This is a genomic window from Sphaerotilus montanus (assembly GCF_013410775.1).
In the GTDB taxonomy this organism is placed as follows: domain Bacteria; phylum Pseudomonadota; class Gammaproteobacteria; order Burkholderiales; family Burkholderiaceae_C; genus Sphaerotilus; species Sphaerotilus montanus.
The window spans coordinates 4435176-4459840 of record NZ_JACCFH010000001.1 but is presented as its reverse complement, the minus strand read 5'-3'; the positions used below and the strand labels follow the sequence as shown (position 1 = coordinate 4459840).

Sequence of the window (24665 nt, the reverse complement as noted above, 5' to 3'; positions counted from 1 at the left end):
CAGGTGGTGATAGGTCAGGTGGTACCCGCCCATCTGTTAAATATGCACGAATGAAAAAATCATGGCCGGATATGCTGTTTGGCCTAGAAGGATGGCGAACGCGTAACCATGCGGAATGGTTCGGGTCATCTGAAATGTGGAGGAAAAATGCTAAAAAGATTTTCGTTTGATTTATTTAGATTAAATATTGAGGACTCGTCTGATTTATTTATTGGGGTGGATCCAAAGCGCCTCAGAGGTGACGAAGATATTAGGCGGCTTCTTGAGGTTTCGTGTGATCCGAGTCATGATCAATTTCAAAAAACAAGAAGCGCATTTTTTAAATGGAGTGCTCGATCGTTTATTGATCTTGGAGATATTGCGCGGCAACGAGACTTGGTTCATGTTGTTTCCTGATTAGCAACGATCCTCAGCATTCCCCCGAACGACCCGCTGAGCCCGAGGCTTGCACCGCGCGACATCGATGATGAGCCGAGCCACCAGCCCGCGCAGGTCGAACCGGCGGTTGAAGCGGTAGGCGAACGCTGCCAGATAGCTGCTGGCGTACTTGGGGTACTTGAACGCATGGAACGCACCCGACAACGTCGTCTTCAGGTTGCCCAGCACCGTGTTGACCCAGGTGAACTCGGGCAGCTCGCGCGGCTTGCGCTGGCCCACCACGATCGGCGTGTGCAGGCAGCCCGCGCTGGTGACCGCGGCGAAGCACCCCAGCCCGTCGCTGACCACCCGCGTTCCCGGCATCAGCGCCGCCTGCGCCCACTGGCCCACCGCCTCCAGCGTGAAGCCGCTCACCGGCGCGAGCTTGACGTACTGCGGATGCCCCTGGTCATCGACCGAGACCGCCGCCACGAACGGCACCTTGTTCTCCGAACCCCGGCCCGCCTTGCCGCCGCTGCGCTCTCCGCCAAGGTAGGCATCGTCGAGCTGCACCGTGCCGTCGAGTCGGTACTGGTCCACCCGCTCGGCCATCGCGTGCATGATCTTCTGGTGCATCAGCCACGCCGTCGGGTAGCTCACGCCCACCTGCCGCTTGAGCGCCAGCGCCGACAGTCCCGTCTTGGCCTGGCTGAGCAGGTAGATCGCCAGGAACCACGTCTTCAGTGGCAGCTTGGTGCTGGCGAACAGGCTGCCCGCGGTCAGCGATGTCTGGTGGCGGCAGCCGTTGCACTGGAACAGCTTGCGCGCCCCGTGGCCCACCACGTAGTGCGCCGCACTGCCGCAGCGCGGGCACTCGAAGCCCTGCGGCCAGCGCGCCTGCTTGACCGCCTCGGCGCATTGCTCTTCCGTGCCGAAGCTGGCCATGAACTCTGGCAGCGACATCCCCTGCTGGAACTGGATTCGGTTCATCGGCATGTGCTCGCTCCTGCGCTTGGTCTGTCTTCTACGCTACGCCTGATCGTCAGTTGGCACCTTGCTGAGAATCATTGCTAATCAGGTGTTGTTTTGGCTAGAAGCATCTTGGAAAAAGATGGCATGAGTGTTACTGATGATGGCCTTACAAATGGCACGTCAATTTCATATCCGCCGCTAGCAAGTACGATAGTTTGTTTATTCGATCTTTCTCGGCACTTGGTTGCAGTGGAGCATACCGGTGAGTTGGCGAATACGGCATGGCGAGATTTTTTGCAGAAAATTCTAGCTAGCGCGGCAAGTTCATTGCAATGGTGGTCTACGATTGAGTTGGAGCCAGTTCCCGCTCACAATGATATTGTTCAACTATTTCTTTCTTTTCAGCGGGTGACCCGAATGAAGGTTACTTTGCGAATTCCAAATCCGGAGCTAAACCGATATACAAAAATGGTTTATGAGGATCTGAGGAATAGTGGGATTCGTGAAATAACTCAAGACATGAAAAACCCGAGCGGGCTTTCCAAATCACCTGATGCACGTCCATTTGCGTCGGCGGTGTTGGCTGAGCAGGGCTACAAAAAAGGAGAGGTAACAGTCGAGGGTTTAAGAAATGATGCTTTTGAAGTGGCTCAATCTGGAAATGAAGCGGCTCGCGGGGTTGTAAAAGGTTTGCGAGAGTTTGTGCGTGGAATGAATGTCAATTTACGAACAAAAGAAGCAAAAAATGCGATTGCGGCGATATGTGCGGAAATTGATAGAGTACACCCTCTGAGGGAAGAATGAATAATCGCAAAACAAAAATTATTTGGGCATACGTAACTGAGGTGATCCTCGCCATTCTGCTTGTGTTTCTTGGCTGTGTAACCCTGGGAATAACTGCAGTGACAGCATTGGTGCATCAGTTTGCCGTTGACTTCGCTACGCTATATTGCGCTGTCTTCTTTGCCGCGGCCCTTGCTTTCCTGTGGACTTTTTACTCTAAAGCTGACACAGTCTTCTATACATGGCTTGATGAAATACAAGCCTTCCACGTTTATTTGCATGCCACAGGTTATGTGGTGGCGGTAGAGGCGGTTGCAATTTTTTTGCTGGTGGCAACCAAAGAATACTCGGGTAGCGAATTTTCTTTAATTGCTGCCTTTGCCTTTTTTATGGCTGTAATAAATAGTTATACAATGGTAAAGAACGTTATTGATTTGATGAAGTTGCATACTTTATTTAATCGAGTTTGCGGTGCAAATGATAAGCAGTCTCGATAGGTGGTAAATTTTTATTTGGTTTAGTTTATTGTTTCTTGTATGAATAATATTTCCGTCATTGCCTTAATGATTGCTTTGTTGGTCCCTCTTTCAATTGCGAAGGCGACGAGTGTCTTCAAATGCACCATCAACGGCACAGTTTCCTACCAGAGCGTTCCATGCCCATCCGGCCCGCCCGGAAAACAGCCCACGCTCGACCAGTTGAACGCCGCAGAAAAACTGAAGCGCGAGCGGCAAGCCAGCGCAAGCCCGGCGAGAGCGCCCGCGCCATCGGGTCCGCGTGCGCCGTACACGAATCCGGTCGTCAGTTCGCCCAGCGCTGCGCCTGCCGAATTGCCCGGCAGGTCATTCCGTTGTGATGGGCGCACATACTGTTCGCAGATGACCTCCTGCGCAGAGGCCAAGTATTTCCTGAGCACTTGCCCGGACGTCAAGATGGATGGCGACGAGGACGGCATTCCCTGCGAAGAGCAGTGGTGCAACGGCGTGTTGCGCTGACTCAGCCTACCGTCTCGAACTCAAACCCGACGATCACTGGACCGTTCTAGGCGCCTCGGCACGCCAGCCGGCCAGCTCCAGCGCCCCCAATCCGAACCGCACCGCGTTGCCCTCGTGCAGGGACGCGAATTCCTCGCGCACCTGGCGTGCGAAGCGCGGTCGATCCGTCTCGGGCACGGTGTCGGGCGTGACTTGCGCAATGCGGGTGTCGTCGAGCGGCAGCCCGCCCTGGACGATGGCCTTGACCGCCGTCCCGAGTTCCTTGCGAAAACGCAGCCGGAAGGTGTCCGGTGGCACGAGTTGCTGGCGCACCGCCACGTATTGCTGGCAACTGCGCTCGTAGGCCCACACGAACACGTCCCGCAGCAACTCGATCCGCTGCAACTCGTACACGCCCAGCAGCCCATCGACATACACGGTCGCCGGCACGTCGATGAAGGACAGCGGACACAGGTTGTGGCGCATCAGCGGAATGTTCGCGGCCAGCCGCGAGACCCGCTTGTTCACGTCCTCGAAGGGTTGCAGGTACGGCAGGTGCACCATCAGGAAAAACGCCTGCTCGAACGGGTCGGTGATGTCTGCCGCCATCGCCATCACGATCCCGAACAGTTCTTCCAGACGCTGCGGCAGCGCAATCGGCCGGTAGACGCTGCCGCCGATGTCCACGGCCCGCCAGCGCACGCGCCCGCCGGCCAAGGGATCGCTCAGCAGCCCGTCCGACAGCAATGCGTGCAGGGCAATCACCGTGCCGGTGTCCGTGGTGAGCCGGTCATCGCCGACGAGGTACTCGATCGCGGCCTTGTGGTTCAGGATCATCTGCGTCTCGAAGGCATCCTTGCCCTCGGCCACCTGACCATGTTCGATCAACTGTTCGGTATCGAGCCGGGTGTAGGTGTTGCCCTCCAGCCTGGAGGAGGCCCAGGACAGGTCAATCAGCAAGCGGTTCAGGATGTCTCGGGCAAAGGTGCCGGCGGGGGCCCGGGCATCCACCCGGGCGCGGCCCATCAGGTGCAACTGCGCGCGCAAGGCGTCGGGCAGGTAGTGGGTGTGGTTCGGGACGTAGGCTTCCAGGAGCGCGGGCTGGTACGCCACCGGCGTGCGCAGATGCAGCGGCTGGCTGATGGCGTCGCGGATCACCTGGCCTTCCGGCGACAGCGGAATGCGGGCTTCGCTGGGCTGCGCGGGTGAGAGGCGGTAGCGCCGGCTGCGCTGGGTGCCAGCGGCGACTAGGTGGCCTTGCTGAATCCATTCAGCCAAGCGGCGCTGCAGGGTACGCCGTGCAGGCTGACCATCCAGTACGGCACTCAGGGCTTCGAGGCCAAGTCCGTCCGGGTGCTGGCGCAAGGTGACGATGACTTGCTCTAGAAATGGCGCATGAGTGCTTTTCATGCGCCATTATCGCGCCATAAATGCGCCACTAATGCGCCATTCGTGCGCCTTTTCAGCTTACCGCACCGGCACCCCCGGCAGCACGCACAGCATCTCGTACAGCAGATTCGCCCCCAAGAGCGCCGTGTTGCCCGACGGGTCATACGGCGGCGACACCTCCACCAGATCGCAGCCGACGAGGTTCAGCCCGCGGCAGCCGCGGATGATCTCCAGCGCCTGCGGCACGGTCAGCCCGCCGATCTCGGGCGTGCCGGTGCCGCCCGCGTAGGACGGGTCGATGCCGTCGATGTCGAAGCTCAGGTAGCACGGCGTGTCCCCGACGACCGCGCGGATCTTGTCCATCACCGGCGCCAGCGACTGCCACCACACCTCGTGCGCCGGGATGACCGTGAAGCCCTGCTGGCGCGGCCAGTCGAAGTCGTCGGCGGCGTAGCCGGTGCCGCGCAGGCCGATCTGCCAGACCTTGTCGCCCTGGAGCAGTCCTTCCTCGACCGCGCGGCGGAAGGGCGTGCCGTGGGCGATGCGCTCGCCGAACATGTCGTCGTTGACGTCCGCATGGGCGTCCACATGCACCATCGCCACCGGCCCGTGCCGTTCGGCCAGCGCGCGCAGGATCGGCAGCGCGATCGTGTGGTCGCCGCCCAGCGTCAGCGGCCGGCAGCCGTGCGAGAGCACCTCGCGGTAGAAGTCCGTGATGATCGGCAGCGACTTTTCCAGCGAGTAGGTGTTGATCGGCACGTCACCCAGGTCCGCCACCTGCAGCGCGTCGAACGGCGCCGCACCGGTGGCCATGTTGTACGGCCGGATCAGCGCGGACTCGGCCCGGATCTGGCGCGGGCCGAAGCGGGTGCCGGGCCGGTGCGAGGTGCCGATGTCGAGCGGGATGCCGATGAACGCGGCGTCCAGCCCGGCGGCGCTGCTGGCCACCGGCAGCCGCATCATCGTGGCGATGCCGCCGAAGCGCGGCATGGTGTTGCCGCCGAGCGGCTGGTTGAGAACGCGGTTCATGGCGGGCTGGCCTGGCTCAGCGGCGGCGGCCACGCACCCATTCGAGTGCGAGCATCAACCCCGTCGTGAAGATCGTCAGCAGCGTGGCGACCGCGGCAATCGTCGGGCTGATGTTCTCGCGGATGCCGGTGAACATCTGGCGCGGCAGCGTCACCTGGTCCGGCCCGGCGATGAACAGCGTCACCACCACCTCGTCGAAGGAGGTGGCGAAGGCGAACAGCGCGCCCGAGATCACCCCCGGCGCGATCACCGGCAGCGTGACACGGAAGAAGGTCTGGACCTGCCCGGCGCCCAGGCTCAGCGAGGCGCGCACGAGGTTCTGGTTGAAACCCTGCAGCGTGGCCAGCACAGTGGTCAGCACGAAGGGTGCCCCCAGCGCCGCGTGGACGACGATCAGGCCGAGGTAGGTGTCGGCCATGCCGATCTTGGCGAAGAACAGGTAGCAGGCCACGCCCACCACCACGATCGGCACCACCATCGGCGCGATCAGGATGCTCATCAGCAGGCCCTTGCCGGGAAAGTCGGCCCGCGCCAGCCCCACCGCGGCGAGGGTGCCCAGCACGGTGGCCAGCAGCGTCGCGGCCGGGGCGACGATGAAGCTGTTCTTCGCGGCGCGGCCCCATTCGGGCGCGTGGAAGAGGTTCTCGTACCACTGCAGCGACCAGCCCGGCATGGGATACGCCAGGAAGGAACTCGACGAGAACGACAGCGGCACGATCACCAGGATCGGCAGCAGCAGGAAGACCAGCAGCGCCACGCACAGGCCGCGCAGCGCCCACCAGCCGAGCTTGTCGGCCAGCGTCGCATAGGCGGGGAACTGGGGGTTCAGGGCAGACAGGATGGCGTTCATCGGGTGCGTTCCTCAGCCCAGGCTCAGTTCGGATTTGACGATGCGGCGGTACACCGCATAGAGCACCAGCGTCGCCGCCAGCAGCACGGCGCCCAGCGCGCAGGCCATGCCCCAGTTCACCTCGACGTTGGTGTACTGGGCGATGTAGTAGGACAGCATCTGGTCGTCCGCGCCGCCCAGCAGCGCCGGCGTCACGTAGTAGCCGATGCACAGGATGAACACCAGCAGCGCGCCCGCGCCGATGCCCGGGTAGGTCTGCGGCACGTAGACGCGGAAGAAGGCGGCCAGCGGCGCACTGCCCAGGCTCACGGCCGCGCGCAGATAGGTCGGCGGCACCGACTTCATCACGCTGTAGAGCGGCAGGATCATGAAGGGCAGCAGGATGTGCACCATCGCGATCACGACGCCGGTGCGGTTGAACAGCAGCGCGATCGGCTCGCTGGTCAGGCCGATGCCCATCAGCGCGGTGTTGACCAGCCCTTCGCGCTGCAGCAGCACGATCCAGGCGGCGACCCGCACGAGGATCGAGGTCCAGAACGGCACCAGCACCAGGATCATCAGCACGTTGGCGTGGCGCGCCGACAGCGTCGAGAGCCAGTAGGCCAGCGGATAGGCCAGCAGCAGGCAGCACAGCGTGACGACCGCGCTGATGTTGAAGGTGCGCAGCAGGATCTTGCCGAACACGGCCTGGTCGGCGGGCATGGGCTCGATGTCGCCGGCCGCACTGCGGCGGTGGTCGACCGAGGCGAGCAGGTAGTCGGGCGTCCAGCGGCTCGAATTCTTGGCGATGGCCTGCCAGTACTTGGTTTCGGACCAGCGGGGATCGACGGCGAGCAACTTCTCGCGCACCTGCTCGGGGGTCAGGCTTTCGCCGGCGGGCGCCAGCGGCAGCGCCCGGTAGGTGCCCATGACCAGCGAGCGGGCGCCGGCCACTTCGGAGTTGAGCCGCCGGGCCAGCGTGCCGGCCTGCGCGGACTCGGGCAGGGCGCCCAGGTCCTGCGCCAGGGCAGCGAATGCGGGCGCTGGCGGCGCGCTCTGGCGGTCCCACTGGGCGAGCGCCTGTCCGGTGTGGACGAGCACGTCGGCGACCTCCGGGTTCTCGACCGCGCGCTTGAGCAGCGCGCCGATCGGCACCAGGAAGGTCAGCAGCAGGAACACCAGCAGCGGCAGCGTGAGCGCCACCGCCATCTGCTTGCGGCGTCGTTCGGCGCGTTGCAGCGAACGGGCGAGATCGGCCGAGCCGATGGGGGCGATGGCGGCGGCGCTCATGGACTTACTGCGCAGCCCAGGCGGCGAAACGCTTTTCCAGCTCTTCACCCTGGTCGGCCCAGAAGGTGATGTTGAACTTCAGCGCGTCGCCGCTGTTGGCCGGCGAGGTCGGCAGCAGCGCCAGGGTCTTGGCGTCCAGCTTGGCCAGGGCCTTGTTGTTGGTCGGGCCGTAGGAGATCAGCTTGGCGTACTCGGCCTGCGCGTCCGGCTGCGAGGCCGCGGCGATGAACTTGATGGCCAGGTCCTTGTTTGGCGTGCCCTTGGGCATGACCCAGTAGTCCAGGTCATAGATACCGCCGGTCCAGGAGATCTTCAGGTTCTTGCCTTCGCGCTGGGCGGCGTCGATGCGGCCGTTGTAGGCGGTGGCCATGACCACGTCACCGGCGACGAGGAACTGCGGCGGCTGCGCGCCGGCTTCCCACCACTGGATGCTCGGCTTCAGCTCGGTCATCTTCTTGAAGGCACGGTCCGCGCCGTCCTTGGTGGCCAGCACCTTGTAGACGTCGCCGCTCTTGACGCCATCGGCCATCAGCGCGAATTCGAGGTTGTAGCGCGCGCCCTTGCGCAGGCCACGCTTGCCGGGGGTCTTCTTGGTGTCCCAGAAGTCGGCCCAGGTCTTGGGGCCGTCCTTCAGCTTGTCGCCGTTGTAGGCCATCACGGTCGACCAGATGAAGATGCCGACGCCGCATTCGTGCACGGCAGCAGGCTGGAAGTCGGCCTTCGGCGCGACCTTGGCCCAGTCGATCTTCTCGAACAGCCCTTCGTCGCAGCCGCGGGCCACGTCCGGGCTTTCCACTTCCACCAGGTCCCAGGTGACCTTCTTCGTCTCGACCATGGCCTTGATCTTGGCCTGCTCGCCGTTGTATTCGACGCCGACGATCTTGGTGCCCGTGGCCTTCTCGAAGGGCTCGACATAGGCCTTCTTCTGCGCGTTGCCATTGGCACCGCCGAAGTTCACGACGGTCAGCTGGCTCTGGGCCAAGGCCGAGCCGGCGGCGAGCGTGGCGGCAACGGCCACGGTCAGGGAGACGGAAGCGATGTTCATGGTGGAGAAACTCCAGTGAGAAGAGCCGTTGCCGGCGGGGTGGAAGGGATTCGGGCCTGCGCGGAAATCAGGCATAGACGCGCAGGAATTCGGGCGGAAAGCGCAGCCACACCGGCTGGCCAGCCTGCGGCGCCACGGCGCCCAGCGGCACCTTGACGGTGGCCTGGGCCTGGCCGGCGATGGCGCAGCGCAGGCGCAGGTGGTCGCCGTAGTAGATGACGTCGTTGATGGCGGCGTGCACGACGTTGCCCAGGTCTGCTGGCGCTGCCAGATGCGCCTCGATGCGCTCCGGGCGCACGGAGGCGGCCACCTTGGCGCCGGGCACGGCGTGGTTGATGTTCAGGCCCGCCAGGCGCTCGCCGGTCGGCAGCACCAGCTCGCAGCGGCCGTGGTCGTCGGCGCCGAGCGTGCCGTCCAGCACCGTGCTGTCGCCCACGAAGCCGGCGACGAAGCGGTTGGCCGGCGTCTCGTAGAGCTGGCCGACGGCGGCGATCTGCTGGATCAGGCCGTCGTTGAACACGGCGACGCGGTCGCTCATCGTCAGCGCCTCGCCCTGGTCGTGGGTCACGTAGACGAAGGTGATGCCGAGCTGGCGGTGCAGCTCCTTCAGCTCCAGCTGCATGTGCTCGCGCAGCTGCTTGTCCAGCGCGCCCAGCGGCTCGTCCATCAGCACCAGCTGCGGCTCGAACACGAGGGCGCGCGCCAGGGCCACGCGCTGCTGCTGGCCGCCGGAGAGCTGCGCGGGGTAGCGGTCGCCCTTGCCGCCGAGCTGCACCATGTCGAGCGCCTTGGCGGTGCGGCGGGCGATCTCGTCCTTGGGCACCTTGCGCACCGTCAGCGGGTAGGCCACGTTGTCGCCCACCGTCATGTGCGGAAACAGCGCGTAGTTCTGGAACACCATGCCGAAGTGGCGCTTGTGCGGCGGGGTGCGGGTGATCGGCTTGCCGTCGAGCAGGATCTCGCCTGCGGTCGGCGACTCGAAGCCGGCCAGCATCATCAGCGTGGTCGTCTTGCCCGAGCCGGACGGGCCGAGCAGCGACAGGAACTCGCCGCGCTGGATGTCCAGGTCGAGCGAGCGCACCACCAGGCTCAGGCCGTCGTAGGTCTTCTGTACGCCTTTGAATTGAACCAGGGGAGTGCTGCTCATCGTGCGGGTGTCCAGGGTCTGTCGAGGAAAGGGCTTGCTTGCGACGTCATGACATCGACAAGACGCCCGGACTGTAGGAGGGGGCAACCCGGGGCAACATGTACAGACAGTGGCGTGCAGTTGTGCACTGTGCAGGCCGCTTTCCATGTACAGACAGACCCTCTGTTCAAGAGTGGTGCGCTGTGTTTGGGGCTGGTGCGCTGCATGCGCCGAATGGAGGCAAAAACCGCCTGCGGGCCCGCTCGAATGGCTTCCTGGCGTGTTCCGTGAAGAAACATGCCAGCCTGAGGCGGCCAGCGCGTCAGATTTGGCGTGGATGGAATCCGAGGGGCTGCACCACGTTGTTGCATTGGTACCACTTCCGAAGTTGGTGCTGGATCAAGGTTCAGCCGAAGTTTGTTTTAGATACTAACAGCAAAGCATTGATGATTTGACCCCGACAAGTCACCGCGTAAACAATCCCCAGCACAACCTCCACAAGTCAGACCCCCGGCAAGCCGGAGGTCTAGAACAAGTGAAAGCGAAGCTCAGGCCGTGGCGTCGAAGCTGGCCGACAGGATGGTCAGCCCTTCGTCCAGCACCGCGTCCGACGCCGTGAGCGGCACCAGGATGCGGATCACGTTGCCATACACCCCGCACGAGAGCAGCACCAGCCCGCGCTGTGCCGCCTCCGTGACGACGCGCTTGACGCGGTCGGCGTCCGGCTGGTGCGGGTCACCGTTCTTGAACAGCTCGATGGCCACCATCGCGCCCAGACCGCGCACGTCGCCGATCGTGGCGTGGCGGCTGGCCATGTCTTGCAGACCGGACACCAGACGCGCGCCGACTTCACGGCCACGCGCCATCAGACCTTCGTTCTCGAAGATGTCCATCACGGCCAGCGCCGCCGCACAGGCCAGCGGGCTGCCGGCGTAGGTGCCGCCGAGTCCGCCCGGCGCCGCCGCGTCCATCACCTCGGCACGCCCGATCACGGCCGACAGCGGAAAGCCGCCCGCCAGCGACTTGGCCATCGTGATGATGTCCGGCGCCACGCCCGCCTGTTCGAACCACTGTTCGCACGCCAGCCAGGTGCCCGTGCGCCCGGCGCCGGTCTGGACTTCGTCGACGATCAGCAGGATGCCGTGCTGGTCGCAGAGCGCGCGCAGGGCCTTCACGAACTCGATCGGCGCCACGTAGAAGCCGCCTTCGCCCTGCACCGGCTCGATGATGATCGCCGCCACCCGCGAGGCTTCGACGTCGTACTTGAACAGTGCCTCGATGGAGGCCATCGCGTCTTCCACGCTCACGCCATGCAGCGCGCAGGGGAACTTGGCGTGGTAGACCTCGGCAGGGAAGGGGCCGAAACCGATCTTGTAGGGCGCGACCTTGCCGGTCAGTGCCATGCCCATCATCGTGCGGCCATGGAAGCCACCACCGAACGCGATCACGGCCGAGCGCTTCGTGTAGGCCCGCGCGACCTTGATCGCGTTCTCGACCGCCTCGACGCCCGTGGTCAGCAGGAAGCTCTTCTTCGGGAAGTTGCCCGGGGCCTTGGCGTTCAGGCGCTCGGCGACTTCGATGTAGGGCTCGTACGCCAGCACCTGGAAGCAGGTGTGCGTGTAGCGGTCGAGCTGCTCCTGCACCGCCTTGACCAGCGCCGGATGGCGGTGGCCGGTGTTCAGCACGGCGATGCCACCGGCGAAGTCGATCAGGCGGCGGCCCTCGACGTCCCACACCTCGGCGTTTTCGGCGCGGTCGACGAAGATCTCGTGCGACTGGCCCAGCCCGACGGGCAGGGCGGCGCGGCGTCGCGCCATCAGGGACGCATTGGTGGTGTCGGTGATCTGGGGTTCGCGGTGCATTCGGGGCTCCTGGTGTGGATGGCCGGACTCTAGGCCTCGCTCCGGGTGTCGGCCATGTACAGCGCACGGAACACCTCGGTGCACTGTGCAGGGCGGCGGCCCGGTACAGACGATGCCCGGCCGGCGCTAGACTCCCCGCAACATGCTCACGCTCCAATCCCAGTCCACCGTTCCACTGGTCACACAGATCGTCGACGGCCTGCGTCGCCTGATCGACGAAGGCGCCCTGCGCGCCGGAACCAAGGTGCCCTCGATCCGCCAGTTCGCCCACGCCCACGAGGTCAGCGTCTTCACCGTGGTCGAGGCCTTCGACCGGCTGGTCGCCCTCGGCTACCTCGTGTCGCGCCCGCATTCGGGCTTTTTCGTGCGCAAGCGCGCGGCGGTCGAGAACCGCGAGCCGGCCGGCGCCGCCCGCGCGGGCTACCGCTTCGACTCGGCCTGGTACCTGCGCAAGATCTTCGAGAACCGCCACCTGACGATGAAGGCCGGCTGCGGCTGGCTGCCCAGCGACTGGCTGTTCGAGGACGGCGTGCGCCGCTCGCTGCGGGCGCTGGCCGCGGACCACGTCGACCTGGGCGGCTACGGCGATCCGAAGGGCTTCCCGCCGCTGCGCGAGTTCATCCGCGACGCGATGGCCGAGCAGGAAATCGCCATCGCCGCCGAGCAGGTGCTGTTGACGCAGGGCTCCAGCCAGGCGCTCGACCTCGTGGCGCGGCGCCTGATCCGCGCGGGTGATGCGGTGCTCGTCGACGATCCGGGCTACGCCAACCTGCTGTTCTCGCTGCGCTTTGCCGGCGCGCAGCTGGTCGGCGTGCCGCGCACGCCGCAGGGCTATGACCTCCCGGCGCTGGAGCGGCTCATCATCGAGCACCGGCCCAAGGTCTTCTTCACCCAGCCGCGCCTGCAGAGCCCGACCGGCTCCACCGCACAGCTCGCCCACCTGCACCGCGTGCTGCAGCTCGCCGAGAAGCACGACTTCCTCGTCGTCGAGAACGACATCTACGTCGATCTCGACCCCGAACCGCGACCCTCGCTGGCCAGCCTCGACCAGCTGTCGCGGGTGGTCTACGTCGGCAGCTACTCCAAGACGATCTCGCCGAACCTGCGCGTGGGCTACCTCGTCGCGCACCCGGACCTGCTCGAAGACCTGGCGCAGCTGAAGATGATTTCCGGGCTGACCTCGTCGGAGTTCAGCGAGCGCCTGGTCTTCGGCGCCCTGACTGAAGGCCGCTGGCGCAAGCACCTGAAGGCCCTGCGCGAGCGGCTGGCCGAGGCGCACCAGCGGGTGGCGGGGCGGCTGGCCAAGCTCGGTTTCGAGCTGTTCACCGAGCCCAAGGCCGGCATGTTCCTGTGGGCGCGCCACCCGGCGCTGCCGGACGCGGCCGAGCTGTCCAACCAGGCCGCCGCGAGCGACATCATGCTCGGCCCCGGCCACCTGTTCACCGCCGACATGGCGCCCACCGGCTGGATGCGCTTCAACGTCGCGTACTGCGGGGACGAGCGGCTGTTCGCCTTCCTCGATCAGCGCATCCGCACGCTTCTATAATCAAAAGCTTTGCCACATCAAGCACTTAGAGCCCTCAGGGTCGAAAGCCACGGAATGAAAGCCTCAGAAATCCGCTCCACCTTCCTGAACTTCTTCGAGTCCAAGGGGCACCAGATCGTGGCCTCGTCGCCGGTCGTGCCGGGCGACGACCCGACGCTGCTGTTCACGAACGCGGGCATGAACCAGTTCAAGGACGTGTTCCTCGGGTTCGACAAGCGCCCGTACAGCCGCGCCACCACCTCGCAGAAGTGCATCCGCGCTGGCGGCAAGCACAACGACCTCGACAACGTCGGCTACACCGCGCGCCACCACACGTTCTTCGAGATGCTGGGCAACTTCAGCTTCGGCGACTACTTCAAGCACGACGCGATCAGCTTCGCGTGGGAGCTGCTGACCGAGCAGTTCAAGCTGCCCAAGGAAAAGCTCTGGGTCACCGTCTACTCGGAGGACGACGAGGCCTACGAGATCTGGAACAAGGTGGTGGGTGTCCCGGCCGAGCGCATCGTGCGCATCGGTGACAACAAGGGCGGACGCTACATGTCCGACAACTTCTGGATGATGGGCGACACGGGCCCGTGCGGCCCCTGCACCGAGATCTTCTTCGACCACGGCGAAGACGTGGCGGGTGGCCCTCCGGGCAGCCCGAACGAAGACGGTGACCGCTACATCGAGATCTGGAACAACGTCTTCATGCAGTACAACCGCACCGAAGACGGTGTGATGCACAAGCTCCCCAAGCCCTCGGTGGACACCGGCATGGGCCTGGAGCGCATCACCGCGGTGCTGCAGCACGTGCATTCGAACTACGAGATCGACCTGTTCGTCGCGCTGCTGGCTGCGGCCAAGAACGCGGTGGACTTCGCCGCGGGCGTCACCGACGGTGGCGCTGGCTGCGACGCGAGCAGCCCGAGCCTGAAGGTCATCGCCGACCACATCCGGGCCTGCTCGTTCACGGTCGCCGATGGTGTCATCCCGGGCAATGCCGGCCGCGGCTTCGTGCTGCGCCGCATCGCTCGCCGCGCGATCCGCCACGGCTACAAGCTGGGCGCGCGCGCGCCGTTCTTCCACACGCTGGTGCATCCGCTGGCCGTGCAGATGGGCGACGCCTACCCGGAACTGCGGAGTAACGCCGACCGCATCTTCAGCGTGCTGAAGCAGGAGGAAGAGCGCTTCTTCCAGACCATCGCCAATGGCATGGAGATCCTGGACAGCGCGCTCGCCGCGGTCGAAACGTCGGGCACCAAGCAGATCGACGGCGACACCGCGTTCAAGCTGCACGACACCTACGGCTTCCCGGTCGACCTGACCGCCGACGTCTGCCGCGAGCGTGGCGTGACGGTGGACCAGGCCGGTTTCGAAGCCGCGATGAACCGCCAGCGCGACCAGGCGCGTGCCGCCGGCAAGTTCAAGATGGCGGCCGGCCTGTCGTACAGCGGCGTGCCGACCGCGTTCCACGGCTACGAGCACCTGAACTGCGAGACCTCGAAGGTGGTCGCGGTCTATGTGGACGGCAGCCAGGTCGAACAGGCCAACGCCGGCGATGACGCCGTGATCGTGCTCGATCACACCCCGTTCTACGCCGAAAGCGGCGGTCAGGCGGGCGACACCGGCGAGCTGCGCAACGGCACGACGCGCGTCGTCGTCGAAGACACGTTCAAGATCCAGGCCGACGTGTTCGGCCACCACGGCCGCATCGCCGAAGGCGCGGTCAAGGTCGGTGACACGTTCGCGGCCAAGGTGGACGCCGAACTGCGCGTGAAGATCGTGCGCAACCACAGCGCGACCCACCTGATGCACAAGGCGCTGCGCGAAGTGCTCGGCGCCCACGTCCAGCAGAAGGGCTCGCAGGTCACGGCCGACCGCACCCGTTTCGACTTCGCGCACAACGCGCCGATGACCGATGCGGAAATCCGCCAGGTCGAGGCGCTCGTCAACGCCGAGATCCTCGCCAACGCCGCGGCGAACGCCGAGGTCATGGCGCTGGACGACGCGCAAAAGTCCGGCGCGATGATGCTGTTCGGCGAGAAGTACGGCGAGACCGTGCGCGTGCAGACGATCGGCTCAAGCAAGGAACTCTGCGGCGGCGTCCACGTGCGGCGCACGGGCGACATCGGCGTGTTCAAGATCGTGGCCGAGTCGGGTGTCGCGGCCGGCATCCGCCGCGTCGAGGCAGTGACGGGTGACGGCGCGCTGGCGTATCTGCAGTCGCTGGAAGCGACGGTGAACGGCGTGGCGGGTGCGCTCAAGGCCGCACCGGCCGAGATCGCGAACCGCATCGGCAGCCTGCAAGACCAGCTGCGCGCGCTGGAGAAGGAAGTCATCGCGCTCAAGGGCAAGCTGGCGTCCAACCAGGGCGACGCGCTGGTCGCGCAGGCGATCGACCTGAACGGGCTGAAGGTGCTGGCCGCCGTGCTGGAAGGCGCGGACGCGGCCACGCTGCGCACGACGATGGACCAGCTCAAGAACAAGCTGAAGACGGCGGCGATCGTGCTGGCGGCGATCGATGGCACGAAGGTGCAGATCGCGGCCGGCGTCACGGCCGACTCGATTGGCAAGGTCAAGGCCGGCGAGCTGGTCAACTTCGTCGCGCAGCAGGTCGGCGGCAAGGGTGGCGGCAAGCCGGACATGGCGATGGCCGGTGGCACCGACGCGAGCAAGCTGGCGGGTGCGCTGGCCAGCGTGCGTGGCTGGGTCGCCGAGCGCGTCTGAGGCATGAGCGACGCTTCGGAAGTCGAAGAAGACCCGTTTGCCCCGGTCCAGTCCCCGCGCCTGTGGCGCGACGAGGTCTGGACCGCCAAGGTCATCAGGAACGAGGGCGACGAGGGCTGGGCGGTGTCAATGACCCGCCACGGCGAGTCCGAGCCTGCACTCGTGGCCCCGTGGACCATGGGCCGCGACAAGAAGAACCCGAAGCCGCTCGACATGGCGGCGTTCAACACCTGGGTGAAGACCGCGTCCGAGGTGCTGCGCCGCCACGAGCAGCAGCTCCATGCCCAGCTGCACAAGAGCGCCTATGTCTCGACCGACCACGGTCGGGTGCTGGTGACGCTGGACATCGTGCCCGACGAGTTCGAGCCGAACGCCACGCTCAGCGCCTTCGATGCCGATGGGGGCGAGCTGGCCCGGGTGCGGGTGTCGCCGGCGTTCAAGCTGAACGGGGCGTCTGCGCTGGCGTGGGTCGAGTCGGAGTTTGCGCGGCCCTCCAGCCGTTGAACGCGTGAACCGCTGAACCGCTACCGCCGCCAGTGAGCGCCAAGTTCCAGCGCGAACGCGTGGGGAATGAAGCGCTCGAAGCCGGCGCCGGGGTAGTTGGTCAGCTCCCCCACGTACAGCCGGCCACCGACCACGTAGCAGTCCACCCGCAGGAACTCGAAGCACTGCGCCAGCCGCAGCGTGATGTCGATCATCTCGGCCAGACAGGCCGGGCGTGGATCGGGCGCGTGGTTCTCCAGCGAGAGGCGCGCTGGCAGCAGTTGCCAGTCGGTGTCGTAGAGGTTGCGCGTGTGGTGGCAGAAGCGGCCCCGGTCGACCTGGATGAAACGCACCGCGCCACCGATCACGTAGAGCTTGTAGTCCGCAGGCACCGTCCCCCGGTCGTCCGTCAGCAAGGTCTCGGCGATGACTTTGCCGTGCAGCCCCTCGTAGCACCACTCGCGGTTCACGCGGCTGTATTCAGTGTCCAGCCAGCGCTGCAGCGTCAGGCGGATCTGGCACACGTCGATGTCCTCGCCATCCCGCAGGAACAGCACCTGACCGCTGCCCACCGTCGGTTTGAGCACGCAGGGGCGGGGCAGGCGCTCGATCGGGACCCGTGCAGCGTCCGGCCAAAGGCCGATCACCGGCACGAGGTACTGCGTGCCGACGGTGCGGGCGACGTGGTCGCGTGTCAGTGCCTTGTCGGCGGCCATGTGCAGCAGCGGCGAGCGGCAGCGCAGCATGTAGGCGTGGATGTGTTCGTTGATCGTGCGTGGCTGGTCATAGTCCGGCCACGCGCCGAGGTAGAGCCGGTAGCCGATGGCCAGGTAGTGGCGGTCTGACAGGCGTGCGCCGAGCCAGCGGGCCAGCAGCAGATCCGGCCTGCGGATGCCGAGCAGGCGGGACAGGAGGTGCCGGGCCCGCGCTGACAGCGAGGGCCGGTTCGCAGCGGTGTGCTGGAACGCAACAGTGCGCGGATGGTCCATGCGGTAGCCGTGGCACCCGTGTCAGACCACGTGGGTGCGCACGCTCCGGAACCAGCGCCGGATCCGCCCGGAGGTGTTGGAGATGGCGATGCGGGGCGCCCAGGACGTGGGCACCAGCAGCACCACGAGCAGCCAGAGCTGTGCGGCGCGGCGTTCGGACCAGGTGTAGCCAGGGCAGGCGGCCAGCGAGTGCGCCTGCATCCGCAGGAGGGAGGCCAGGGTGTCTTCGGGATAGGGGTGGCGTTCGGGTTCGGTGCGCAGGGACAGCGCGCGGGTGCGCAGGTTCCACGGGGCGTGCAGGGGCGGGCTGTCGAGGACGATGCCGTCGTGGCGGGCCAGCAGCGCCAGCGTGGTGCTGCGCCGGTGGGCCTCGATGCGCAGCATGTCGCCATGGCGGGCAGAGATGTTGCCGAAGCAGCCGCGCGCCCGGTTGGCCGACGAGTGGATGCGGTAGCCGCCGAGCGGTCGGGGCGCGTTGACGACCCGACCGTTGAAGGCACTCAGGAGGAATGGGGGTGTATCCGCCGCCCGGCGCCAGGCGGGGGTATCGAGCGGGAAATAGCGGGCGATCGCCGAGCGCCGGTACAGGTTGCCACTCGACGGCGGACCGCCGTAGGTACCGAAGCGCTGGATCAGCGGCCGGACATCGCCCTCGTGCAGCAGGTAGGGAATCTGGCGACCCATGGGGCGGCCGTCCTCGGTGATGCACTGGAGCGGGAACTGGATCTTGGCGACATCCTCGGCCATCAGCGTCCGGCAGACCGCCAGCGCATCCGGGGCCAGACGGTCATCGGCGTCCAGGAACAGGACCCACTCGCCGGAGCTCATCGACATCCCCGCGTTCATGGCCGACGCCTGCCCCAGGTTGTGCGGGCTGCGCCAGGACCGGATGCGTGTGCCGTATCCCGCGATCACTTCCCACGAGTGGTCCGTCGAGGCATCGTCACAGACGATGACCTCCACGTCCGGACCGGCCTGGGCGAGCGCGCTGTCGATCGCGTCGCCGAGGAACCGGGCGTAATTGAAGTTGTTGATGAGGATGGAGATTCGCATACAAATTCAGTAGTTACAGAAGGATACTGTTTTGGCATGCGAATGTTGCTCCCGTGTCTCGGGCAGCGCGGGCGCCTGAACAAAGGGGTTCAGGTGGGGGCGGCGGCCTCCGGATACAGGCCGTGGACCCGCGCGAACAGCCGGGTCAGGCCGAGCAGCACGTCGATCTGCGGCGTCGGGAGGCCGACACGTTGACCGATTTCCCGCACGGCGGTGACGATGGCGTCCAGCTCGATCGGCCGGCCGGCTTCGACGTCCTGGAGCATGGAGGTCTTGAACGCACCGAGCCTGGCGGTGACCAGGTGCCGGTCCTCGGGGCGCTGCGCGATGTGACAGCCGATGCGCTCGCCGATCAGCGCCGCTTCGGCCATGGCGTCGGTGCAGAACTGGCGGGTCAGCGGATCGGCCAGGACGCGGTCGATGGTGGCGCCAGTGAGGGCCGAGATGGGGTTCATCGTCAGATTGCCCCAGAGCTTGTACCAGATGTCCGCCCGCACGTCGGCCGAGTCCGTGACCTCGAATCCGGCGGCCGCGAGCAGCGCTGCGACCTTTGCGCACCGATCCGAATGTCCGCCGAGCGGCTCGCCGACGATCAGCCCTTGACCCATGCGGTGCTGCACCAGCCCTGGTTCCGGTGACGCGGTGCTGGCGTGCACGACACAGCCCAGTACGTGGCGCAGCGGAATGGCGGCGCGGATGAGGCCACCCGGATCGACGCTGTTCAGCGGCGCATCGCCCAGACCGGCCCGGCCCTCGATGAACCACCACGGCACGCCGTTCATCGCCGGCAGCACCACGGTGTCCGGGCCCAGCAGCGGTGCGATGTCGCGCGCGACCTGCGACAGCGCCGGACCCTTGACGGCGATGATGACCAGGTCCTGCACGCCCAGATCGGCCGCCTGCGCCGAGGCCGCGGCGACGGGGGCCTGCAGCAGCCGGTCGCCCTGGCGCAGCCGCCAGCCGTGGGTGCGCAGCGCGTCGAGCGTGGCGCCGCGTGCGATGGCGCTCACGGCGGTCTGGCCGGTGGCAGCGAGCCGGGTCCCGATGAAACCGCCGATCGAGCCGGCGCCGATGATGCAGATGTTCTTCATGTCAGCTCACGATGTAGGCCGCGGCCCCGGTGGCGATCAGCACGCCTGCATCGTTGTGCAGGCGCATCTGGGTGGAGCCGACGCGGCCCCCCAGCCGCGTCACCTCGGCCGTGGCGATGAAGTGCTGGCCGATGCCCTGGCGCAGGTAGTCGATGCGCAGGTCGATCGTGCCCATGCGGCCGAAGCGGTGCAGGACCTGGTCGGCGGTCTCGTCGGGGTGTTTTTCGCCGATGGCGGTGGTGAGCGCAAAACCGCCCATGGCGTCCAGCGCGGCAGAGATCACGCCGCCGTGCAGGCGTCCGTAGAGGAAATGGCCGACCAGTTCCGGGCGCATGTCGAAGCGCAGGCGCGGGGAGGCCGGATCCAGCGACTCGACCTTCAGCCCGAGCACGGTGTTGAAGGTGATGCGCTGTTCCCAGAGTTCGGTGATGGCCTGGTGGAGGCGGGCTTGTTCTTCGGCGCTGCGGCGGCGGGGGGGCTGGGCGTGGGACGTGTGGGGCATGCCCGGGATGGTAGCGGGCGGTGTGGCTGCGCTATCGTCACGTGCATGACGCTCCCTGTTCGATCTGACCGCCTGGACCGGCTGGACGCCTTGCGCGGCCTGGCGATGGTCTGGATGACCGTGTTCCATTTCAGCTTCGACCTGAACCAGTTCCGGCTCATCCCGCGCCAGAATTTCTACGCCGACCCGTTCTGGACGTGGCAGCGCCTGTGCATCGTCACGCTGTTCCTGACCTGTGTCGGGCTCTCGCAGGCGGTGGCCCAGGCGCAGGGCACGCCGGCCGATCGCTTCTGGCGGCGCTGGTGGCGGGTGGCGGGGTGTGCGGTGCTCGTGAGCGCCGGATCAGCGCTGATGTTTCCGCACAGCTGGATCAGCTTCGGCGTGCTGCACGCGGTGGCGGTGTCGCTGCTGGTCGTGCGCTTCGTGCGGCTGCCGGACTGGGGCTGGCTGCTGCTGGGGCTGGCGGCGATCGGGCTGGCGTCTGGTGTCGCGCATCCGGTGTTCGATACCCGCTGGACCAACTGGGTCGGGCTCGTCACCCGCAAGCCGATCACGGAGGACTACGTGCCGCTGCTGCCGTGGCTGGGGGTGGTGGCGGTCGGGCTGGGTGCCGGACAGTGGCTGCTGACACACCACCCGATGGTGTTGCAGGGCCGGTTGCCGGCGGTGCTGCAGCCGCTGGCGCGGCTCGGGCGGTGGTCGCTGAGTTACTACATGGTGCACCAGCCGGTGCTGATCGGGCTGGTGCTGGCCTGGACGTCCTGCGCTGGACTTACTGCGCGCTGAACTTGTAGTCGGTCTTGGCCTTGGCCTTCAGGTCCTCGCGGAACTTGGTCATCTTGGCCTGCTGCAGACGCTGCGAGAGCTGCGGCTTGACTTCTTCCAGGCTCGGGAAGGTCGCAGCGCGCGAGTCGTCGAGCTGGATGATGTGGTAGCCGAACTGGCTCTTCACCGCGGTCTCGGTGAACTTGCCCTTTTCGAGCTTCACCATCGCCTGCGAGAACTCGGGGACGAAGTTGCCCGGTGCCGCCCAGTCCAGATCGCCACCGTTCGGTGCCGAGCCCGGATCCTTGGAGTTGGCCTTGGCCAGGTCTTCGAACTTGGCGCCGGCCTTGAGCTGGGCGATCAGGGCCTTGGCCTCGTCTTCCTTCTCGACCAGGATGTGGCGCGCGCGGTACTCGTTGCCACCGCCGCCAGCCCCCTTGAGCTTGTCGTACTCGGCCTTGAGCTCGGCGTCGCTGACGGCGTTCTTCTTCTGGTAGTCGTTGAACAGCTCGCGGATCAGCAGGCTCTGGCGCGCGACGTCCATCTGGCTGCGGTATTCCTCGCTGCGCTGCAGGCCGCGGGCTTCGGCTTCCTGCACGAAGATTTCGCGCAGCACGAGTTCGTCCTTGACCTGATTTTCCAGTTCCGGGGTGCGGGGCTGGTTGCCCTGCTTGGTGACCTGGGTCATGAACGATTCGAAGCGCGCCTTGGGCACCGCCTTGCCATTGACGATGGCGATGTTCTGGGCCGAGGCCAGCGCCGGCAGCAGGGCAGCCGCGAGGGCAACGGCGGACACGGCGAACGAGAGCTTCTTCATGGAGTGCGGAACCTTTTGAAAACAGAGGACGGACATCGGCGCTGGTTCAGGCTGTTTCGGCTTCGATGGCCAACGCGTGGATGCCCTGGGGGATCAACTCGGCGACGGCATCATACACAAGCCGATGTCGGGCAATCCGGGTCAGACCGGCGAACCGTTCCGAGCGGACGCGGACCCGGAAATGCCGTCCGGAAGCCGCTCCGGCATGCCCGGCGTGGAGGTGACTTTCGTCGATGACCTCCAGCCCGATGGGGTTCAGACGCTGCTGCAGCGCCTGCTCGATGGCGAGGGCCGAGACGCCCGGTGTGTGGTTGGCGCTCATGCTCACTCTCCGTCCGGCGACTTTAGGTGGCGCGTCAGGTAGAAACCTTGAGCGACCATGAACACGAACATCAGGCCCATGCCCCCGAAGGACTTGAACGAGACCCAGGTGCTGGTGTCGTAGTGGTAGGCCACCCAGAGGTTGAGCACGCCCATGAAGCTGAAGAAGGCGATCCAGGCCAGGTTCAGGTTGCGCCAGGCGAAGGCGGGCAGATCGACCTGCTCGCCCATCATGAGCTTGAGCAGGTTCTTGTTGGCCAGGATCGGGCTGAGCCAGAACGCGGCCGCCATCACCCAGTACAGCACGCTCGGCTTCCACTTGATGAAGGTGTCGTTGTGGAAGTAGATGGTCGCGCCGCCCATGACCGTCACCAGCCCCAGGCTGATCCACAGCATCGTGTCGACTTTCTGGCCGCGCAGCTTCAGGTAGAGCACCTGGGCGAAGGTGGCCAGGATGACGACCACGGTGGCCAGCAGCACCGGCGCCTCCTTGGCCCCGACCGTGCCCCCGGAGATCATGAAACCGAACCAGTCGGTGGCGAGGGCGGCGGCCTCGTCGGCCCGTTTCTCTGCCTGGTTGAAGGTCAGGAAGAACAGGACGATGGGCAGGAAGTCGAGGAATATTTTCATCGGGGATCAGACGAGACGGGCTTCGTTCGGTGTGGCGCCTGGAAGGTCAGGCTGCGTCGGGGCTGAAGTCTATAGAAGCCGAGTTGATGCAGTACCGCTCGCCTGAGGGAGCCGGCCCGTCATCGAAGACATGACCGAGGTGGGCGCCACATTGTTGGCACCGGACCTCGACGCGCACCATGCCGTGGCTGCGGTCCGTGATCCGCTCGATGCGGCCCTGTCCGATCTCGGCGCTGAAGCTCGGCCAGCCGCAGCCGGCGTCGAACTTGGTGTCCGCATCGAACAGCAGCGCAGCGCAGCAGACGCAGCGGTAGGTGCCGTCGGCCCAGTGGTTCCAGTACTTGCCGCTGAAGGCGCGCTCGGTGGCGGACTGGCGGGTGACGGCGAACTGGGTGCTGTCGAGCAGGGCACGCCATTCGGCGTCGGTCTTGGTGATCGGGTAGGTCATGGCGGGACTCCGTGGATCAATCAGGATGAGCAGGAGATTTCGAGCGAGCTGGCCCAGGCGGGCGGCAGCTCGGCGTAGGCGGCGTGTTCCGGCTGCTCGTCGAACGGCCGGCTCAGGGCCCGGTGCAGGCGCTGCACCTCGCTGTAGTCGCCCGCTTCGGCCAGCCGGATCGCGGTTTCGGCCAGGTGGTTGCGCAGGATGTAGCGCGGGTTGACCGCCTGCATGCGCGCGCGCCGTTCGGCGTCCATGCTGCCTTCGGCGCGCAGGCGCTCGTCGTAGCGGACGATCCAGGCGTCGAAGCCTTCGCCGTCGAGAAACAGGTCGCGCACCGGCTCCGGTGCCACGGGGCCGACTGCGCCGATCCGGTGGTCGGCCAGCAGCCGCCAGGTCAGCGTGTAGTCGGTCTGGTGGCGGGCCATCAAGCGCATCAGGTCGTCGATCAGCGTCTGGTCGCCATCCTGTTCGGTGGCCAGGCCGAGCTTGGCGCGCATGCGCTGGCCGAGCTGGCGGGTGAAGGTGTCGGGATAGACGGAGAGCGCATCGCTCAGCACCGCGCCGATCTGCTCCTTGTCGCCGTCGATCAGCGGCACCAGCGCCTGCGCCAGCGCGCGCAGGTTCCAGTAGGCGACCTGCGGCTGGCGCGCATAGGCGTAGCGGCCCTGTTCGTCCGAGTGGTTGCAGACGTGCATCGGATCGAAGCCGTCGAGGAAGCCGAAGGGGCCGTAGTCGATCGTCAGGCCGAGGATGGACAGGTTGTCCGTGTTCATCACGCCGTGGCAGAACCCGACCGCCTGCCAGTCCGCCAGCAGGCCCGCGGTGCGGCGCGCGACCTCGGCCAGCATCGCCGCGACGGGTTGCGCCGCCTCGCGGCAGGCCGGGTAATGGTGGTCGATGACAAAGTCGGCCAGGCGGCGCAGCGCGGTGTAGTCGCCATCGCGCACGTGGTGGCAGAAGTGCTCGAAGTGCCCGAAGCGCACGAAGCTCGGCGCGACCCGCGTGACCACGGCGGCGGTTTCCGCGCGCTCGCGGCGCACCGGCAGGTCGGACGCGGTCAGCGCCAGCGCGCGGGTCGTGGGGATGCCGAGCGCGTGCATCGCCTCGGAACACAGGAACTCGCGGATCGACGAGCGCAGCACGGCCCGGCCATCGGCGCGCCGGGAGTAGGGCGTCATGCCGCTGCCCTTGAGCTGCAGCTCGCGCGCGCCGTCCGGGGTCTCGACCTCGCCGAGCAGCAGCGCACGGCCGTCGCCCAGCTGGCCCGCCCAGACGCCGAACTGGTGGCCGCTGTAGACCGTCGCGGCCGTGTCCATGCCGGGCCAGGGGGTGCCGGCGCTGAAGGCGTCCAGCGCGCCTGGGTGCTGCCACCAGTCGGTCGGCCAGCCCAGGTCCGCCGATGCGGCGTCGCTGACCGCGACCCACCGCGGGTTCGGCAGCGCCTGGCCGGGCTGCCGGTGGGCAAACGGCAGGCCCATGCTGGTGTAGCGGTTGCGCCAGCGCAGGTGCGCAGGCTCGAAGGGGAGGCGGTCCAGGGGCTGCGCAGCGTTCATGGCGGCAGTGTAGCCAGCCGGTCCCGCGGGGGTGGCGGGCAGGGGCATCCCGGTGTGCGCCGGTGAAGTCATCCTGGCGACATTGGACGAGGGTTAAACGCTAGGACC

The 24665-nt window shown here is 66.1% G+C and carries 24 protein-coding genes; 7 read left to right on the top strand and 17 right to left on the bottom strand.

The window, feature by feature from the left end:
• Window positions 1-396 precede the first annotated feature (396 nt).
• Window positions 397-1353 carry an IS1595 family transposase gene (locus BDD16_RS20365; protein WP_179632313.1) on the bottom strand — a complete coding sequence of 319 codons (957 nt, stop codon included), beginning with the start codon at window positions 1351-1353 and terminating at the stop codon, window positions 397-399.
• A gap of 120 nt (window positions 1354-1473) precedes the next feature.
• On the opposite strand from BDD16_RS20365, the gene BDD16_RS20360 reads away from it, so the two are divergent.
• Genes BDD16_RS20360 through BDD16_RS22840 form a run of 3 tightly spaced genes read left to right on the top strand, consistent with a single transcriptional unit; the run spans window position 1474 to window position 3107 of the window.
• A complete protein-coding gene (locus BDD16_RS20360) occupies window positions 1474-2133 on the top strand; it encodes a DUF4747 family protein (protein ID WP_179635616.1) in 660 nt (219 codons plus the stop codon).
• Window positions 2130-2609: a hypothetical protein gene (locus BDD16_RS20355; protein ID WP_179635615.1), complete on the top strand. Its 480-nt coding sequence runs from the start codon at window positions 2130-2132 to the stop codon at window positions 2607-2609. The genes BDD16_RS20360 and BDD16_RS20355 overlap by 4 nt, the downstream gene beginning before the upstream one ends.
• Before the next feature lie 39 nt (window positions 2610-2648).
• Window positions 2649-3107 carry an excalibur calcium-binding domain-containing protein gene (locus BDD16_RS22840; protein WP_218897890.1) on the top strand — a complete coding sequence of 153 codons (459 nt, stop codon included), beginning with the start codon at window positions 2649-2651 and terminating at the stop codon, window positions 3105-3107.
• Window positions 3108-3140: 33 nt separating this feature from the next.
• On the opposite strand, the gene BDD16_RS20345 is transcribed toward BDD16_RS22840, so the two are convergent.
• The 7 genes from BDD16_RS20345 to gabT all read right to left on the bottom strand — a co-directional run bounded on the left by BDD16_RS20345 (window position 3141) and on the right by gabT (window position 11656).
• Complete coding sequence (locus BDD16_RS20345) at window positions 3141-4496, bottom strand: Fic family protein (RefSeq protein ID WP_179635614.1); 1356 nt, start codon at window positions 4494-4496, stop codon at window positions 3141-3143.
• A 57-nt stretch (window positions 4497-4553) separates the two neighbouring features.
• On the bottom strand, window positions 4554-5504 hold the full coding sequence (gene speB / locus BDD16_RS20340; protein ID WP_179635613.1) for an agmatinase: 951 nt from the start codon (window positions 5502-5504) through the stop codon (window positions 4554-4556).
• A 16-nt stretch (window positions 5505-5520) separates the two neighbouring features.
• Window positions 5521-6354, bottom strand: a complete 834-nt coding sequence (locus tag BDD16_RS20335) for an ABC transporter permease (protein WP_179635612.1) — start codon at window positions 6352-6354, stop codon at window positions 5521-5523.
• Between the two features lie 12 nt (window positions 6355-6366).
• Entirely contained in the window at window positions 6367-7623 is a 1257-nt protein-coding gene (locus BDD16_RS20330) for an ABC transporter permease (RefSeq protein WP_179635611.1), read from the bottom strand.
• Window positions 7624-7627: 4 nt separating this feature from the next.
• A complete protein-coding gene (locus tag BDD16_RS20325) occupies window positions 7628-8668 on the bottom strand; it encodes an ABC transporter substrate-binding protein (protein ID WP_179635610.1) in 1041 nt (346 codons plus the stop codon).
• A 67-nt stretch (window positions 8669-8735) separates the two neighbouring features.
• Window positions 8736-9815 carry an ABC transporter ATP-binding protein gene (locus tag BDD16_RS20320; protein WP_179635609.1) on the bottom strand — a complete coding sequence of 360 codons (1080 nt, stop codon included), beginning with the start codon at window positions 9813-9815 and terminating at the stop codon, window positions 8736-8738.
• A gap of 527 nt (window positions 9816-10342) precedes the next feature.
• Window positions 10343-11656, bottom strand: a complete 1314-nt coding sequence (gene gabT / locus BDD16_RS20315) for a 4-aminobutyrate--2-oxoglutarate transaminase (protein WP_179635608.1) — start codon at window positions 11654-11656, stop codon at window positions 10343-10345.
• Between the two features lie 142 nt (window positions 11657-11798).
• Between gabT and BDD16_RS20310 the strand changes: the two genes are divergently transcribed.
• Genes BDD16_RS20310 through BDD16_RS20300 form a run of 3 tightly spaced genes read left to right on the top strand, consistent with a single transcriptional unit; the run spans window position 11799 to window position 16415 of the window.
• Window positions 11799-13202: an aminotransferase-like domain-containing protein gene (locus tag BDD16_RS20310; protein ID WP_179635607.1), complete on the top strand. Its 1404-nt coding sequence runs from the start codon at window positions 11799-11801 to the stop codon at window positions 13200-13202.
• Window positions 13203-13256: 54 nt separating this feature from the next.
• Complete coding sequence (gene alaS, locus BDD16_RS20305; protein WP_179635606.1) at window positions 13257-15911, top strand: alanine--tRNA ligase; 2655 nt, start codon at window positions 13257-13259, stop codon at window positions 15909-15911.
• 3 nt (window positions 15912-15914) lie between these two features.
• Window positions 15915-16415, top strand: coding sequence for a hypothetical protein (locus BDD16_RS20300; RefSeq protein ID WP_179635605.1), 501 nt, complete (start codon window positions 15915-15917; stop codon window positions 16413-16415).
• A gap of 20 nt (window positions 16416-16435) precedes the next feature.
• Here the strand turns inward: BDD16_RS20300 and BDD16_RS20295 are convergent, their stop codons facing one another.
• The 4 genes from BDD16_RS20295 to BDD16_RS20280 form a co-directional block, all read right to left on the bottom strand.
• Window positions 16436-17383, bottom strand: a complete 948-nt coding sequence (locus BDD16_RS20295) for an ATP-grasp fold amidoligase family protein (protein WP_179635604.1) — start codon at window positions 17381-17383, stop codon at window positions 16436-16438.
• A 21-nt stretch (window positions 17384-17404) separates the two neighbouring features.
• On the bottom strand, window positions 17405-18436 hold the full coding sequence (locus tag BDD16_RS20290) for a glycosyltransferase family 2 protein (protein WP_179635603.1): 1032 nt from the start codon (window positions 18434-18436) through the stop codon (window positions 17405-17407).
• An 89-nt stretch (window positions 18437-18525) separates the two neighbouring features.
• Entirely contained in the window at window positions 18526-19527 is a 1002-nt protein-coding gene (locus tag BDD16_RS20285) for a 2-dehydropantoate 2-reductase (protein ID WP_179635602.1), read from the bottom strand.
• Window position 19528: 1 nt separating this feature from the next.
• Window positions 19529-20029, bottom strand: a complete 501-nt coding sequence (locus tag BDD16_RS20280) for a thioesterase family protein (RefSeq protein WP_179635601.1) — start codon at window positions 20027-20029, stop codon at window positions 19529-19531.
• A 45-nt stretch (window positions 20030-20074) separates the two neighbouring features.
• On the opposite strand from BDD16_RS20280, the gene BDD16_RS20275 reads away from it, so the two are divergent.
• Window positions 20075-20815, top strand: a complete 741-nt coding sequence (locus BDD16_RS20275; protein WP_179635600.1) for an acetyltransferase domain-containing protein — start codon at window positions 20075-20077, stop codon at window positions 20813-20815.
• Here the strand turns inward: BDD16_RS20275 and BDD16_RS20270 are convergent.
• From BDD16_RS20270 to BDD16_RS20250, 5 genes are read right to left on the bottom strand one after another with little or no spacing between them, the layout of a single operon-like run.
• Window positions 20802-21611 (bottom strand): peptidylprolyl isomerase, encoded by an 810-nt coding sequence (locus BDD16_RS20270; RefSeq protein WP_179635599.1) that lies wholly within the window; start codon window positions 21609-21611, stop codon window positions 20802-20804. The two genes, BDD16_RS20275 and BDD16_RS20270, sit on opposite strands and share 14 nt — an antisense overlap.
• Before the next feature lie 46 nt (window positions 21612-21657).
• Window positions 21658-21933, bottom strand: a complete 276-nt coding sequence (locus tag BDD16_RS20265) for a BolA family protein (RefSeq protein ID WP_179635598.1) — start codon at window positions 21931-21933, stop codon at window positions 21658-21660.
• A gap of 2 nt (window positions 21934-21935) precedes the next feature.
• Window positions 21936-22562 carry a septation protein A gene (locus BDD16_RS20260; protein WP_179635597.1) on the bottom strand — a complete coding sequence of 209 codons (627 nt, stop codon included), beginning with the start codon at window positions 22560-22562 and terminating at the stop codon, window positions 21936-21938.
• A 46-nt stretch (window positions 22563-22608) separates the two neighbouring features.
• Window positions 22609-23010: a peptide-methionine (R)-S-oxide reductase MsrB gene (gene msrB / locus BDD16_RS20255; protein WP_179635596.1), complete on the bottom strand. Its 402-nt coding sequence runs from the start codon at window positions 23008-23010 to the stop codon at window positions 22609-22611.
• A gap of 20 nt (window positions 23011-23030) precedes the next feature.
• Window positions 23031-24557 (bottom strand): protein adenylyltransferase SelO, encoded by a 1527-nt coding sequence (locus BDD16_RS20250; RefSeq protein WP_257645034.1) that lies wholly within the window; start codon window positions 24555-24557, stop codon window positions 23031-23033.
• Window positions 24558-24665 lie beyond the last annotated feature (108 nt).